Genomic DNA, 14,680 nt, shown 5'->3' on the forward strand with positions numbered 1-14,680 from the left:
TGTCAGGGTTTGGCGTTGGTGTCGCGGCGGCCGAACAGCGCGTCACGGCGGGACCGCAGGCCCCACACGGTGACCCGCATCAGCGCTTCGCGCACGATCGACGAGCTCATCTTGCTGGCGCCCCGCTCGCGCTCGGCGAACGTGATCGGCACCTCGACGATCTTGAATCCGGCTTTGTGGGTACGCCACGTCAGCTCGACCTGGAACGAATAGCCCTGTGACGCCACCGTCTCGAAGTCGATCTTCTCGAGCACCGGGATCTTGTAGACCCGGTAGCCGCCGGTCGCGTCGCCGTGCGGCATGCCCAGCGCCAGGCGCACGTAGGTGTTGCCGACCCGCGAGATCACGAACCGGTGCCAGGGCCAGTTGACCACCTTGCCGCCGGGCGTCCACCGGGAGCCGATCACGGCGTCGGCGGTGCGGGCGGCGTCGAGGAGCACCGGAAGCTGTTCGGGGGCGTGCGAGCCGTCGGCGTCCATCTCGACGACGGCGTCGTAGCCGTGGTCGATCGCCCACCGGAAACCCTGCACGTAGGCGGCGCCCAGGCCCTGCTTGCCGGGCCGGTGCAGCACGTGGATGTGCGGGTCTTCGGCGGCCAGCCGGTCGGCGATCGCGCCGGTCCCGTCGGGGCTGTTGTCGTCGGCGACCAGGATCTCGGCCGCGTTCACGGCCCGCCGGATCCGGCCGACGATGATCTCGAGGTTGTCCGCCTCGTTGTAGGTCGGCACCACGACAAGCACCCGTCCGACACCCGGGTAGCCCTCCGTCACGTCGCCGCCCGGCGTGTTGCCCTCGCTCACCCTGACTCCGTTCGCGTCCCGCCGGCCTCGTCCGCCGCCGTCTTGATCTGAGGTGTCGCCGATGTGCTCAACTCCGGCCCGATGGCGCTGGGTGTCGCGTGGACAGGCCGGCGCCGGATCACGGTCGCGGCGACCAACGCGGCCACGGCGAGACCGGACAACACCATCTCGGGCCAATACCCCAACTGCGTAGCAAGCGTACGCGTTGCGCGTGGAGTCATCTCGGCGACCAGGACACCCGGGGTGTTGAAGCCCGTTTCCTGGCGCACCGATCCGTCGGTGCCGACGAACCCCGACACACCCACTGTCGAGGCCATCAGCGCGTCACGGCCGTGCTCGACGGCCCGGAGCCGGACCATGGCGAGCTGCTGCCGGGCCTCGGACTCGTCGAACGTGGCGTTGTTGGTCTGCACCGCGAGGATCCCGGCGCCGCCGGTCACCGTATCGCGGACGATCCCGTCGTAGGCCACTTCGAAGCAGATCACGTCGCCGACGGTGGCCGGACCCATGTCGAGCACACCCGGTGTAGTGCCGGCGACGAAGTCGGACCGGACCCGGTCGACCTCTTTGCTGACCATCCGCGCGATGTTCCGCAGCGGGATGTATTCGGCGAACGGCACCGGATGCCGCTTGATATACATCCGGGACTCGTCGGGCCCCTGTCCCGGCAGCCAGACCACGCCGGCGTTGCGGACCTGGTTCTCGCCCGGGCCGCGCAGCACCGCGCCGACCAGGATCGGCGCCTTGATCGAGTCAGCGGCGCGGCTGATCTCGGCGGCTGCCTGCGGGTCGAGGAACGGGTCGACGTCGCTGGAGTTCTCCGGCCAGATGACCAGGTCGGGCTGCTGCGCCTGCCCGGTGGTGACCCGCCCGGCCAGCTCGACGGTGCCGTTGACGTGATTGTCGAGGACGGCGCGGCGCTGGGCGTTGAAGTCGAGGCCGAGCCGCGGCACGTTGCCCTGCACGATCGCGAACCGCACCGGCGGCCCGCTCGCGGACCCGCCGACCGGCACCAGGAGCCCGGCCGCGGCGAGCGCGATGGCGCCGGCACCGAGCAGCACGCTGGCGCGGCCTGGGCGGCGCCATGCCGGACCGCCTAGCGGACGGCCCTGAGCCGGCTCGCGGCTCGGTGACGACCCGTCCTCAACCGGCTCGTGGCTCACCGTCCCTGCCTTCGATCCGTCCTTGGCCGGAGTGCCGCGGCGCGCCCAACCGCCGCGCGGCCAGGCCGCGGCGACGAGGAGGCCGCCGATGAGGGCGACGACGAAGGTAACCAGTGGGGCGCCGCCGAGGGCGGCGAAGCGCAGCGCGGGCGAGTCGCCCTGGCTGAAGGCGAGCCGTCCCCAGGGGAAGCCGCCGAACGGGGTGCGGTCGCGGGCGGCCTCCTGGCCGACCCAGAGCAGCCCGGTCAGCAGCGGCCAGGTCCAGCGGTGCCGGTCGACCAGCGGGCTCGCATAGGCGGCCGCCGCGCCGAGCAGCGCGATGAACAGCGCCTCGGCGACGAACAGCAGCACCCAGGGCAGCACCCCGGTGTGCAGGTTGGTCCATTCCAGCAGGGGGCCGAAGAACACCAGCCCGGTGATCAGGCCCAGGCCGGCGCCGGCCCGCGCGCGGCGCCGGTGCACGGCGGCGGCGAGCAGGGCGACCGAGACCGGGGCCAGCCACCACAGGTCGTAGCGGGGGAACGCGAGCAGTTGCGTGAGGCCGGCGGCGATCGCCATCGGGAGGGCGGCCCGGGCCGGCAGCGGCCGGGGTGCCGGCGGTGCGGCAGCCTCCTGCGCCGCCTCGACCATGGTCACCATCGCTCACCCATGCGGGAAGGGTACGACAGCCCACCACCAAGATCGCGAGCCGTCCCGACAGAGCCGCCCCGAAACGCGAAATCGGGGCGTGACCTCGCGGTCACGCCCCGATGCTCCCAGGCCCTTCCCCGGCCGGTGTGGCAAAGGCTGTCCGCGTGACCTTCGTTCCGACCGGACGACGGTTGGATACCCCCGCCGGGCCGTTGTCTACTGGCCGCACTTTCCCCCTTGCCCGTACACCGGAATCGGCGACCTGTTCGTTCGTGGCGGCTCGGTGCGCCGCCCCGCGCCGGCCGTCCCCCGACCCGCTGGACCTGGCCGCCGCGGCAGCCGGATGGTCGCGGACCACCGGCCCCGCTCGGCCAGCGGGTGTGAGGGATGAGCGAACGACAGGCCACTTCCCGTGTAGGACTCAACGACGGTACGCGGCACACCCCCGGCCGTGTCAACCGTTGTGAGACACGCGATTGCGCGGCCCGGCGTGTCGCGTCGGCGTGTTGGGAATGGCCGTTTGATCGTCGTCGGCGGATGCCCGATCATGCCCCGCGCAGGTGCCGATCGAGGAGCGCCCGTGCCGCGTTCGGATGGTCCGCGGCGAGCAATCCGGCCGCCGCGAGCACATAGGACACGTCGATCACGGGGGTCGCCGCCCGCGGCACCGCCCACCCGCCTGCGAAGTCGGTCAGCACGGCGTCGAGGACCTCCTTGGCCTCGCCCGGCGTGGCGTGCCGCAACACCCCACCGGACCCGACCAGCAGCCGCGCGTCACGAAGATCACGTCCGGCCCGGCCGGCCGGCCCCCGGGCGTGCCGCCGCACCGCGATCGTCGCGGCCAACGCCGCGATCCGCCGGTCAATGGCCCGCTCCGCGTCATCCGACGGCACGAACCCGGGCGTCGCCGCCCGCGCGGCCGCCGCTGCTTCCAGCACCGCGAATTCGGCATCCACGTCGGATCGTCCCGCCGCGTTCCGCGCCGCCTCCGGGGTGTCCACGCCGAATCGGAGCGCCGAACGCCCGGGGCCCATGGCAGCCACCTCCGAGCCATGCGTCCCCACAGGCCCGAGGTTGCCCGCGGGGCCGTCCGTGCCCGGGTCCGGTCCGGGGGTCCCCGCGTGGCCAGTGAGGCCAGCTTGGCCGTCTGTGCCCGCGCCCGAGCCACGCGTCCCTGCGTGGCCCGTGAGGCCAGCCTGGCCGTCTGTGCCCGCGCCCGAGCCGCGCATCCCTGCGTGGCCCGTGAGGCCAGCCTGACCGGCCGTGCCCGAGCCACGCGTTCCCACCTGCCCGGCGCGGACCGCAGGGCCGTCCGCGCCCGTTGGCCCGACCAACAGCCGCTCGGCCAGTGCGGCGTTGATCACGTCTGGGGCACTCCAGCGCATCCCGAGATCACCTTCGACGGTCCGGGAGCGCCACATCGTGCCGGCGACGTCGTCGGTGCGGCCGTCGGGGGTGAGCACCGAGTAGACATCGGTGGTGGCGCCGCCGACGTCGACCACCAGCAGGTCGCCGCCGAGATAGTCGGCCAGCACCTCGACGCCAGTCAGCACCGCGTCGGGCGTTGCCGCCCGCACCAGCGACGGGAACCGCCGCCCACGCGAGAGCCCCTTTCCACCGATCACATGGGACAGGAACACGTCCCGGATCGCCGCCCGCGCCGGCCCAGGCTCCAGCACCCCGATCCGCGGCAGCACATTGTCCGTAGCGGTGACCGGCACCCCGGCCGAGCGCAACACCCCCGCCAGCTCGTCGCGGACAGCAGCGTTGCCGGCCAGCACCACCGGCACCCGCCACCGCGCCCGGGCCAGCCGCCGCGCGTTGTGTTCCAGCACCGCCGCGTCACCGCCGTCGGTGCCACCGACCAGCAACACCACATCGGGCCGCGCGGAACGCAGCGCCGCCAGCGAACCCAGCGGCCCCGCCGACACGTGCACCACCCGGGCACCCGCCGACAGCCCGACCCGGTGCCCGGCCTGCGCGGTGACCAGCGACTCGTAGCCGACCACGGCCAGCCGCAGACCGCCGCCGGCCGACGAGCAGACGTACCAGGACGACGGGGGAACGACCACCCCGGTCGCGGCCGCTGCCGCGTCGAGGCCGTGCAGCACGTCGGTGCCCGCGGTCGTGGGGTGGTCGGCCGCCGCGACGACCGCGCCGCCGTCGAGGTCGACGACCACCACCTTCGTGTAGGTCGACCCGACGTCGGCGCACAGCGCCAGGCTCACGGCTTCGGCGGGACGACCACCGTGCCGATCGCCGTCGTGGCCACCACCGGCGGGTCGAGCACCTCGGCCGCCGACGCGCCGTGCTGCGGCCGCGACCGGCACACCACCCTGCATTCGAACTCGATCACCCGGCTGCGGTTGCCCACGTCGACCACCCGGGCCTCGATGTCGAGCACGTCACCGGCCCGGACCGGCGCCCGGAACTGGATGTCCTGGTAGGACGCGAACAGGCCCTCGTCGCCGTCCATCCGGATGCACACCTCGGTGGCCACGTCGCCGAACAGGCCGATCACGTAGGCGCCGTCGACCAGGTTGCCGCCGTAGTGGGCGTGCGAGTAGGGCACATACCGCCGATGGGTGACCACCAGATCCTTCACGCCACCGCCTCCTTCTCAGCCACCAGCGCGTGCACCAGGTAGGAAGCGACCTCACCCGGTGTCGTGCCCCGTCCGAAGATCCGGTCCACGCCCAGCTCCCCCGCCATCGTCTCGTCGAACCGCGGCCCACCGACCACCAGCAGCGGCCGTTTGCCGGCCGGCAGCGCCTCCCGGAACGCCGCCGACATCTCCCGGGTGTTGTGCAGGTGCGCGTCGCGTTGGGTGACCACCTGCGAGACCAGGACCGCGTCGGCCCGCTCCCGCTGGGCGGCCGCGATCAGCTCCGGCACGGTCACCTGCGCGCCGAGGTTGGTCACCTTCAGCTCCCGGTAATACTCCAGCCCCTTCTCGCCGGCGATCCCCTTCACGTTGAGGATCGCGTCGATCCCCACCGTGTGTGCGTCGTCCCCGATACAAGCACCGACCACCGACAGTTTCCGGCGCAGCCGCCGCTTCACCACGGCGTTGACCTCCTTGGCCGACAGCAGCGGGTAGGACCGCTCCAGCACCTCGACCTTGGACACGTCGACCAGGTGGTTGACCCGCCCGTAGACGACGAAGAACGTGAACCCGTCACCCATCTGCTTCGCGTGCACCAGCATCGCCGGGTCCATGCCCATCTTCGACGCGAGCTGCAGCGCCGCACCCTCGGCCCGCTTGTCGTGCGCGAGCGGCAGCGTGAACGACAGCTGCACCATCCCGTCCCCGGTGGTGTCCCCGTAGGGCCGCACGATGCTCACTGCCCAGCCTCCAACAGTTCGGTCGCCGGGTTGAAGTAGCCGTCCGCGTGCCGCGCGACGCCCGAGAGCCCCTTGCCCCGGTCAGGCGGCCGCTTCATGATCCCGAACGTGCCCTCCGCGATCGCGGTCAACAACGAGTCACCGGAGATCTTCTCGAGCAACCCCACCGCCGAGGCCAGCACCTGGTTGGCCCGCTGCTGGATGAACCCGCCCGGCGCCGGCACGAAGTCTTCGTGCAGCCCGCCGGCCGCGTTGAGCACATAGCGCACGTTCTGCAGCGCGATGTCGCGGTCGGACAGCCACGGCGTCACGACCGCCTCGGTCATCATGCCGACCAGCAGGATGCCCTGGCCGGTCATCGTCCCGGCCAGGTTGAAGAAGCCGTCGAGCAGGTTGCCGCGGAACACGTCGCCGGTCATGTGCTTGGTCGGCGGCATCCACTTCAGCGGCGCGTCCGGGAACAGCTCGCGGGCCAGCAGCGCGTGCGCCAGCTCGAGCCGGAATGACTCCGGCACATCCGGGTTGATCTCGAACGCGTGGCCGAGGCCGAGCTGCCAGTCGGCCAGGCCCGCCTCGTGCGCGAAGAACTCGTTGAGCAACTGCGACACCGTGACCGTGTGCGCCTCGTCGACCGCGTCGGCGGTGGTCAGGTAGTTGTCCTCGCCGGTGTTGATGATGATCCCGGCCCGGGCGTGCACCTGCCGGGAGAACCGCTGGTCGACGAACGTGCGGATCGGGTTGATGTCGCGGAACAGGATCCCGTACATCGAATCGTTGAGCATCATGTCGAGCCGTTCGAGCCCGGCCAGCGTCGCCATCTCCGGCATGCAGAGCCCCGACGCATAGTTCGTCAACCGCACATAACGCTTGAGCTCCCGCGACGACTCGTCCAACGCCGCCCGCATCAACCGGAAGTTCTCCTGCGTGGCATAGGTGCCCGCGAACCCCTCCCGGGTCGGACCCTCCGGCACGTAGTCGAGCAGCGACTGCCCCGTCGACCGGATCACCGCGATCACATCAGCGCCCGCCCGGGCCGCCGCCTGCGCCTGCGGAATGTCCTCGTAGATGTCGCCGGTCGCCACGATCAGATAGATCCACGGCCGCTGCGCGGGGTCACCGAACCGCTTGATCAACCGATCGCGCTCGGCCCGCCGCCGGTCGATCGTGCGCAGGCCCGCGGCCGTCGCCCGCCGCGCCACCTTGCGCGCCGCCGTCGCTGACTTGCCATCGGGTACGCCGAACCGCACGCTCCCCGCCGCCGCCTTCTGCGCCAGCAGCGTCAGGTCGGCCGCCGTCAGGCCCTCCCGGGCCAGCGCGTCGAAGACCGGCAGCGCGACCCCGTGCGCCAACCCGACCTCGTCGACAACCGCGTCGACCAGCCGGTTGACCCACGGGATCCCGTCGGGGTCGGCACCGGTCACCCCGGCCAGCCGCAGCACCGCCCGCTCCACCGACACCGTCGTGTGGCTGCGGGCCAGGTCGACGACCGGTTGCCCGGCCCGGCGGGCCAGCTCCCGGGCCCGGGACACGAGGGCCGGGTCGAGATCCAGCTTCGCCATCCGCTCACTCACTCCTCGAAGATCGTCACTCCGCGCACGACGGTGCGCAGGCACCTCGGCAACGGCGTCGGGTCGTCCGGACCGCGTTCCTCCAACACCTGCGACACCAGGTGCGGCAACCCGCCCGAATGCCCGGCCGGGGTCTGCCAGACCGCGAACGTCGCCGGCGCGTCCTTGGCCAGCACACCCTCGCCGTCCCGGTGGATCGAGCGCCACGCGCCCTTGGTGTGCGCCGCGAACGCCGACCGGACCGCCATCCGGTGCGCCGGGTTGAAATGCGACACCGCCGCCCGCACCGAACCCCACGGGTCCAGCGGCGTCACCGGCGAGTCCGAACCGAACGCCAGCGTCACCCCGACACCGTGCAGGGCGCCCATCGGGTTCGAGTCCATCGAGCGGGCCACGCCGAGCCGCTGCGCGTACATCTGCCTCGGTCCGCCCCACAGCCGGTCGAAGGCCGGCTGCATGCTCGCCGTGATGCCCATCTCGACAAAAGCCGCGATCATCGCCTTGTCGACCAGCTCCGCGTGCTCGATCCGGTGCCGGGCCTGCCGCACCACGTCGACACCGAGCACCTTCACCGCACCCGAGAAGCCCTCCAGCACCTCGGCCAGCGCCGCGTCACCGATCGCGTGGAAGCCGCCCTGGGTCCGGTGCCGGGCGCAGTCGACGATGTGGTCACGCGCCTGCTCCGCCGTGACATAGGAGAAACCACAACCCCCACCACCCAGGAACGGTTCACGCAGGTACGCCGTGCGCGAGCCGAGCGCCCCGTCGGCGTAGAGGTCGCCGCCGGCACCGACCGCACCCAGCTCCTTCGCCTTCGCCGCCGCCATCAGCTCGCCCCACCAGCCGTAGACCTCGGGCAGCCCGTGCGCCGGGCCGGCCAGGGCGAGCAGGCCGGTGAAGTCGTCCTCGTTCGACGTGCCGGGGCCACCACACTCGTGCACCGCACCGATGCCCACCTGCGCTGCCCGGGTCAACGCGGTCCGCTGCGCCGCCGCTCGCTGCGCCGGGGACAGGGAACCGAGCGCGATCTCGCGGGCGGCGTGATGGGCTTCCTCCCGCAACCAGCCCGTGTCGCTGAAACCGGGCTCGCCGGCCGCGCGCGGTGCCGCCGCCAGCAGGGCGCTGGACACCAGGGCACTGTGCACCGACGCCTGCGTCAGGTAGACCCGGCGGCCGCCGGCGACCCGGTCGAGGTCAGCGGCGGTCGGCGGGACCTGCTCCGGCCACTTCGACTCGTCCCAGCCGTGGCCCATCACGATCGCGTCGGCCGGCTGGGTCGTCGCGTAGAGCGCCACCGCGTCGAGCAGCTCACCGGCCGACGCCGCCGCGCTCAGGTCGAGCCCGGTCAGCACCAGCCCGGTGTCGGTGGCGTGCACGTGCGCGTCGACGAACGCCGGCGTGACCAGCGCGCCACCGAGGTCGACGGTGACATCGGCGGCCGGCGCGTCGGCGTCGGGACCCAGCCAGGCGATCCGCCCGTCGCGGACGAGCAGCGCGGTCGCCTGGGGCTCGGCCGGCGCGTAGAGGGCGCCGCCCGTGTAGAGCGTCGATTCCATGGGTTCAGTCTGCCCGCAGGCGTTGCTCGAAGAGGCTCCGAACGGCCGGCTCGGCGCGCAGCAGGTCGAGCGCGAACTCGGCGTGCCCCGGCACGTACCCGTTGCCGACCAGCATCGTCACGTCGGCGGCCAGGCCCTCGGCGCCCAGCGCGGCGGCCGCGAAGCTGGTCGCCATCGAGAAGAAGATCACTGTGCCGCCCTCGTCGGTGGCCAGGATCGCGCCGTGCTCGCAGCCCGGCACGTCGACACAGACCACGGTGACGTCGGCCGGCTTGCCCAGCGCGCGGGTGACCGCCTCGGCCAGGGCGACCGGGTCGCGGGCGTCGGCGATCGCCACCTCGTCGGCGAGGCCGGCCGTCCGCAGCCGGTCGGCCTCGCTCTCGGTCGGCACGATCCCGACCGTGCGACGCGCGCCGGCGCGCCGGGCGGCCGCGAGCGTGAGCGAACCGCTCTTGCCCGCACCACCGAGCACCGCCACCGTGTCGCCGGCTTGGACCACCCGATTGGTCAGCGCCGGCGCGCCGCATACGTCGAGCACCGCGAGAGCGAGCTCGGCGGGAAGGTCTTCGGGAAGCTTCGCCACGATCGACCGGGCGAACAGGATCGCGTGCCCCTCGGCCGGGACCTGCTCGCTGCCACCGTCCCAGCCCTTGAGGCCGTCGGTGATCCGCAGCGGGGTCAGCGTGAGCGATACGAGCGTAGCGACGCGGTCACCGACGGCGACCTGGAGGGGAGAACGGGGGCCGACCTCCTCGACCACACCGATCAGCATCCCGCCGGAGCCGGTCACCGGGTTGTGCATCTTGCCCCGGTTTTCCACGATGCTCAGCACCTCGGCGCGCACCGCTTCGCCGTCGCCAGCGTGCTTCTCCCGCAACTGTCGGTAGCTGGCAGCGTCGAGATTGAGCCTTTCCACCCGAATCCGCACCTCGTTAGGCCCGATTTCGGGACGATTGTCCACACGCCACGCTGCCTGAGGCAGCACGCCGGCCGGCTCAACGACGCGGTGCAGGCCGACCGGTGAGGTCACGGGAGGACTCCTTGATCACTTCGGCGAGACAGGAAAACTTACGGCAGAATAGTTTGTAGACAAAAGATTTTCCAGTAGCCTTCGCTCGCTGCGGTACACCCCCACCGGCGGAAAGAGGAGGAGCACGTGACGGTCGACCTCGGACCGCGAACCCCCGAAGCGGCCCCGGCCGCGACAGGTGGCGGCCAGCCCTACGAATACCGGCGCCGCCCACTCGTCGAACCCGACTGGACCCGGTTCCCCGGCTGGCGGCACATCACCCGCGACCAGTGGGAGTCCGCTCAATGGCAGCGGGTCAACTGCGTCAAGAACGTCAAGCAACTACAGGCCGTACTCGGTGATCTGGTTGGGGAGACCTTCTACAAGGATCTTCTCGAGGACCAGAAGGCCCTCGCGACCATGTCAATGCTGGTCACGCCACAGATGCTCAACACCATGATGTCCGGCGGCACGATGAGCACCGAGGCGTTCTACCTCGACCCCGTGCGCCGCTACATGATCCCGGTCGCCTCCGACCGGCGCACCGACTGGCCGTCGCACCCCTACGCGTCGCGCGACTCGCTGCACGAGCACGACATGTGGGTCGCCGAGGGGCTCACCCACCGCTACCCGACCAAGGTGCTCGCCGAACTGCTGTCGACGTGCCCCCAATACTGCGGGCACTGCACCCGGATGGACCTGGTCGGCAACTCCACGCCAGCCGTCGAAAAACTCAAACTGACCCTCAAGCCGGTCGACCGGTACGAGGCGCACATCTCCTACTTGAAGGCCCACCCCGGGGTCCGCGACGTGGTCGTCTCCGGCGGCGACGTGGCCAACGTGCCGTGGCGCAACCTCGAGTCCTACCTGATGAGCCTGCTGTCGATCGAGACCGTGCGCGACATCCGGCTGGCCACCAAGGCGCTGATGGGCCTGCCGCAACACTGGCTGCAGCCCGACGTCGTCGAGGGCCTGGAGCGGGTCGCCCGCACCGCCGCCCGCCGCGGCGTCAACCTGGCCATCCACACCCACGTCAACCACGCGCAGTCGCTGACGCCGCTGGTCGCAAAGGCCGCGCAGACCGCGCTGGAGGTCGGCGTCCGCGACGTACGCAACCAGGGCGTGCTGATGCGCGGCGTCAACGCCACCACGGCCGACCTGCTCGACCTCTGCTTCGCGCTGCAGGGGGAGGCCGGCATCCTGCCCTACTACTTCTACATGTGCGACATGATCCCCAACGCCGAACACTGGCGGGTCCCGGTCTGGCAGGCACACCAACTCCAGCACGACCTGATGGGCTACCTCCCGGGGTACGCGACCCCGCGGATCGTCTGCGACGTGCCGTTCGTCGGCAAGCGCTGGGTGCACATGCTCACCGAATATGACCGCGAGCGCGGCATCTCCTACTGGACGAAGAACTATCGAACCTCGATCGAGTCGGCCGACGGCGAGGCGCTGACAAAACGCTTCCCCTACTACGACCCGATCGACACGCTCCCCAAGTCCGGCCAGGACTGGTGGGAGACGCAGGCATGAGAAAAGGGCCCCCGGTTCGGGGGCCCTTTTCTGTTCCGGCTATTTGAAGGCGTCCCGAACGTCGCGGCCCGCGTCCTTGACGTGCTCGCCGGCCTGCTTCGCGTGGGCGTCGGTCTGGTCGACCTGGCCTTCGGCCTGAAGCTGCTCGTTGTCGGTGGCGTCGCCGACCTTCTCCTTGGCGCCACCCTTGAGTTCCTCGACCTTGTTCCGCACCTTGTCGGTGAAGCTCATCGTCACTCCAAAATAGGATCGCCGACTGTTTACCTCGGACAACCAATAGATTCCCTGGGCGAACGGGCGCGAAACCTCAGCGCTGCTGGGTGACCACCTCGGCCAGGCGCGGCAGGAAGAACTCCCAGCCCTCGCGATGGCTACGCGCCTCGTCCCGGTCGATCCGGCTGCTCTGGTCGTAGTCGCCCTGGGCGAGCCGCAACACGGCACCGGCGTCGACGTTGACATCGACCCGGCGGGCCGGCAGCTCGGGCGCGTGATCCCAGGACCAGGAGAACCCGAACCGCCCGGTGGCCTGGTCGAGATCGGTGACGACGCCGCGCATGGTCTGACCGAGCCGATCGAAGTAGGCGACGTAGCGGCCACCGATCTCCGGCTCCACAGTCAGTTCGGCGCCACCCCACCAACGCCGCACCGCGGCCGGGTCGAGAAAGGCACCGATGACGTCGCTGGGCGTCACACCGGGCACGTCGACAGTGACCCGAAGCCAAGGATCCGTCTGCGTCGGCATCGAAACGTGCACGCCACTCCCCCGTCGTAGCCGTCGTGTGAAGTCTGTCAGCCGGCGCACACCCTGTAGAGCATCCTAGGATGAATGTTTGATCTCTGTCCGCCATCCCAGGGCCTGCGCAGCTTGATCGGGCACGGATCAGCGCGAGGTCGGCCGGTTCCCACTAACCCCGGCGCGCCGACGCCGGGCCGAGCTCGATGTGGGCTGGCCGAATCCACGGACGGCGACCCGGGGGCGGGCGGAAAAGTATGGATATGACCTGATCGCCTTGGGCGATCCAGAGCAATCCCGGAGATCTAGGAAAAGCGTTGTAGCTATGACTACAACGCTTTTCCTAGATCTCCGGTGCCGGCTTCGTTGATCAACGAGCGGTGACCCGAGACGGTCCGGATTGGTGGCTGACGCCACCCTCCCTCCTGTCGCTGTCGACACGCCCACATCCCTGCGCCGCCGGCGCAGGGATGATCGCGGTCGGCGACCGCTGCGGTAGGGGCCACGCCAGCCACGCACCAACACGCCCACGACCGCGGCGAGCAGCAGCGCCGCCGGCTCGGCAACAGCCACGCACCAACACGCCTGGACCGCGGCGAGCAGCCGCGCCGCCGGCTCGGCAACAGCCACGCACCAACACGCCAGGACGGCCGCGAGGCAGCCGCGCCGCCGGCGCGGGAGCAGCCGCGCACCAACACGCCGGGACCGCGGCGAGCAGCCGCGCCGCCGGCGTGGCAACAGCCGCGCACCAACACGCCTGGACCGCGGCGAGCAGCCGCGCCGCCGCCGTGGCAACAGCCGCGCACCAACACGCCTGGACCGCGGCGAGCAGCCGCGCCGCCGCCGTGGCAACAGCCGCGCACGACTCCGCGGCGTGGCGTGACCCGCCTACCGGCCGTTGGCGAGCGGGGCCACCCGCCCGTAACGGCGTGCGCGGCTGAGATTGTCCGGCCCACACCGCCTGGTGCGCGGCTGAGATTGCCGGGCCCGCACTGCCTGCGGCGTCCTAGGATGATGCCAGCAAGCGGCGGATGGGGGCCGCCTTCGCCGCTGCCTCGGCCACCTCGGCCTCTGGCTCGCTGCCCCAGGTGATGCCGCCGCCGGCCCACAGGTGCAAACGGTCTGCATCAGCTGCGGCCGTGCGGATGGTCAGGCCCAGGTCGAGGTTGCCGTTCGCGTCTATCCAACCCAACGCGCCCATGCTGGGCCCGCGGCCGACCGGTTCCAGTGCCGCGATCTGCTGCAGGGCCGCCAGCTTCGGGGCACCCGTCACCGAGCCGCCGGGACACGTGGCCCGGAGCAGCTCGGCCAGGCCGACTCCGTCGGCCAGCTCAGCCGAGACGACCGATTCCGCCTGCCACAGGTTGCTCCAGGTGCGGATCGCGAAGAGTTCGTCGACGCGGACCGAGCCGGTCCGGGCCACCCGGCCCAGGTCGTTGCGGGCCAAATCGACGATCATGATGTGCTCTGCCCGCTCCTTGGACGACGCGAGCAGTTCCCGCCGGCCGGCCGCCGTCGCCGGGCGGGTGCCCTTGATCGGCTTGGTGATCACCCGGCCGTCGATCACCTGGATCAGGGTCTCCGGTGAGGCGCAGCCGACCGCCCAACCCGCGCCGGTCAGCACTCCCCCGTAATGGGCGCCTGGCAGGCCGCCCAGGCGGGCCAGGGCCGGCAGTGGATCACCGACGTACGGCGCCGACGCGTGGCCCACCACGTTGACCTGATAGACGTCACCGCGACCGATCGCCTCGCGGGCCGCCGCGACCGCAAAACCGTGCTCAAGAGGCGTCCAGCTCGGCTCCCACTCCCCCAGCCGCCAGTCCGAAATCGGCCAGTGGCGGGTCTCAGGAGCATCAGCGTGCTCATATACCACTACAGCCAGATCTGGTACGGCCGGTGCCGGCGTGGGCTTCGCCACAGGGCCGCGCTTGAGCATCGCGGCCGCCCCCGCTGCGGAGATCAGAATGGCCGCTCCGCAGACTGAGATGGCCTCGCTTTTGGCTACGGAGCGTGACAGTCTGGGGGAAGAGAACGACCGCACGTTCAGTCCGTCAGCGGTGAGGAAATCTTCGAGATGCTGGGCCGGATCGCCACCCTCCGTGGAGCGCCACTCCATACGGGAGCGCTCTCTTATACGGAGAGTGCATGTAGCGGCTACACCAGCAAAACCGGTAGCAGGTTGTGGGAGCGTTTCCACGCCGATCGGTCCGAAGTTACTCATACGAAGGGTGGATTCTTTCGTGCTAGCGCCGTTAGTTGCTCGTACGCGCCCCGCCCAAGGGAGTAGCGTCCGCTACTGGTCATGTGAACCATGACACAGCACCCCCATCGTCCGGAGAC

Annotated in this window: 12 protein-coding genes; 1 reads left to right on the top strand and 11 read right to left on the bottom strand. The window is 71.0% G+C overall.

The features are described 5' to 3' along the window. Positions 1-2 precede the first annotated feature (2 nt). The 8 genes from DFJ67_RS33295 to kdd all read right to left on the bottom strand — a co-directional run bounded on the left by DFJ67_RS33295 (position 3) and on the right by kdd (position 10,092). Positions 3-800 carry a polyprenol monophosphomannose synthase gene (locus DFJ67_RS33295; RefSeq protein ID WP_116072352.1) on the bottom strand — a complete coding sequence of 266 codons (798 nt, stop codon included), beginning with the start codon at positions 798-800 and terminating at the stop codon, positions 3-5. Beyond that, a complete protein-coding gene (gene lnt / locus DFJ67_RS33300; protein ID WP_409362902.1) occupies positions 797-2,593 on the bottom strand; it encodes an apolipoprotein N-acyltransferase in 1,797 nt (598 codons plus the stop codon). Before lnt ends, DFJ67_RS33295 begins: the two co-directional genes overlap by 4 nt. Before the next feature lie 545 nt (positions 2,594-3,138). Continuing rightward, positions 3,139-4,821 (bottom strand): glutamate mutase L, encoded by a 1,683-nt coding sequence (locus DFJ67_RS44110; protein WP_239097125.1) that lies wholly within the window; start codon positions 4,819-4,821, stop codon positions 3,139-3,141. Beyond that, positions 4,818-5,198, bottom strand: a complete 381-nt coding sequence (gene kal / locus DFJ67_RS33315; protein ID WP_459348953.1) for a 3-aminobutyryl-CoA ammonia lyase — start codon at positions 5,196-5,198, stop codon at positions 4,818-4,820. Before kal ends, DFJ67_RS44110 begins: the two co-directional genes overlap by 4 nt. Further along, positions 5,195-5,938: a lysine 5,6-aminomutase subunit beta gene (gene kamE / locus DFJ67_RS33320; RefSeq protein WP_275407646.1), complete on the bottom strand. Its 744-nt coding sequence runs from the start codon at positions 5,936-5,938 to the stop codon at positions 5,195-5,197. The genes kal and kamE overlap by 4 nt, the downstream gene beginning before the upstream one ends. After that, positions 5,935-7,497 carry a lysine 5,6-aminomutase subunit alpha gene (gene kamD, locus DFJ67_RS33325; protein WP_203783481.1) on the bottom strand — a complete coding sequence of 521 codons (1,563 nt, stop codon included), beginning with the start codon at positions 7,495-7,497 and terminating at the stop codon, positions 5,935-5,937. Before kamD ends, kamE begins: the two co-directional genes overlap by 4 nt. Positions 7,498-7,505: 8 nt before the next feature. After that, positions 7,506-9,062, bottom strand: a complete 1,557-nt coding sequence (locus tag DFJ67_RS33330) for an amidohydrolase (RefSeq protein ID WP_116072359.1) — start codon at positions 9,060-9,062, stop codon at positions 7,506-7,508. A 4-nt stretch (positions 9,063-9,066) separates the two neighbouring features. Next, the gene (gene kdd, locus DFJ67_RS33335; RefSeq protein WP_116072361.1) at positions 9,067-10,092 is read right to left on the bottom strand and encodes an L-erythro-3,5-diaminohexanoate dehydrogenase; all 1,026 of its coding nucleotides are present in this window, start codon (positions 10,090-10,092) and stop codon (positions 9,067-9,069) included. Positions 10,093-10,218: 126 nt separating this feature from the next. On the opposite strand from kdd, the gene DFJ67_RS33340 reads away from it, so the two are divergent. After that, the gene (locus tag DFJ67_RS33340; protein WP_116072363.1) at positions 10,219-11,607 is read left to right on the top strand and encodes a KamA family radical SAM protein; all 1,389 of its coding nucleotides are present in this window, start codon (positions 10,219-10,221) and stop codon (positions 11,605-11,607) included. A gap of 39 nt (positions 11,608-11,646) precedes the next feature. On the opposite strand, the gene DFJ67_RS33345 is transcribed toward DFJ67_RS33340, so the two are convergent. From DFJ67_RS33345 to DFJ67_RS33355, 3 genes are all read right to left on the bottom strand, one after another. Further along, positions 11,647-11,838 carry a CsbD family protein gene (locus DFJ67_RS33345; RefSeq protein WP_116072365.1) on the bottom strand — a complete coding sequence of 64 codons (192 nt, stop codon included), beginning with the start codon at positions 11,836-11,838 and terminating at the stop codon, positions 11,647-11,649. Positions 11,839-11,914: 76 nt separating this feature from the next. Next, positions 11,915-12,349, bottom strand: a complete 435-nt coding sequence (locus tag DFJ67_RS33350) for an SRPBCC domain-containing protein (RefSeq protein ID WP_116072367.1) — start codon at positions 12,347-12,349, stop codon at positions 11,915-11,917. Between the two features lie 997 nt (positions 12,350-13,346). Beyond that, positions 13,347-14,561 carry a chorismate-binding protein gene (locus DFJ67_RS33355; RefSeq protein ID WP_116072370.1) on the bottom strand — a complete coding sequence of 405 codons (1,215 nt, stop codon included), beginning with the start codon at positions 14,559-14,561 and terminating at the stop codon, positions 13,347-13,349. Between the last annotated feature and the right edge of the window lie 119 nt (positions 14,562-14,680).

It is taken from the genome of Asanoa ferruginea (genome assembly GCF_003387075.1).
Classification (GTDB): Bacteria; Actinomycetota; Actinomycetes; order Mycobacteriales; family Micromonosporaceae; genus Asanoa; species Asanoa ferruginea.

Bases quoted from the DNA above. Each gene is read 5' to 3' on its own strand.
- lnt (WP_409362902.1), bottom strand. From the start codon at position 2,593: ATGGTCGAGGCGGCGCAGGAGGCTGCCGCACCGCCGGCACCCCGGCCG.
- DFJ67_RS33345 (WP_116072365.1), bottom strand. From the start codon at position 11,838: ATGAGCTTCACCGACAAGGTGCGGAACAAGGTCGAGGAACTCAAGGGT.
- kamD (WP_203783481.1), bottom strand. From the start codon at position 7,497: ATGGCGAAGCTGGATCTCGACCCGGCCCTCGTGTCCCGGGCCCGGGAG.
- DFJ67_RS33355 (WP_116072370.1), bottom strand. From the start codon at position 14,561: ATGAGTAACTTCGGACCGATCGGCGTGGAAACGCTCCCACAACCTGCT.
- DFJ67_RS33350 (WP_116072367.1), bottom strand. From the start codon at position 12,349: ATGCCGACGCAGACGGATCCTTGGCTTCGGGTCACTGTCGACGTGCCC.
- DFJ67_RS33330 (WP_116072359.1), bottom strand. From the start codon at position 9,062: ATGGAATCGACGCTCTACACGGGCGGCGCCCTCTACGCGCCGGCCGAG.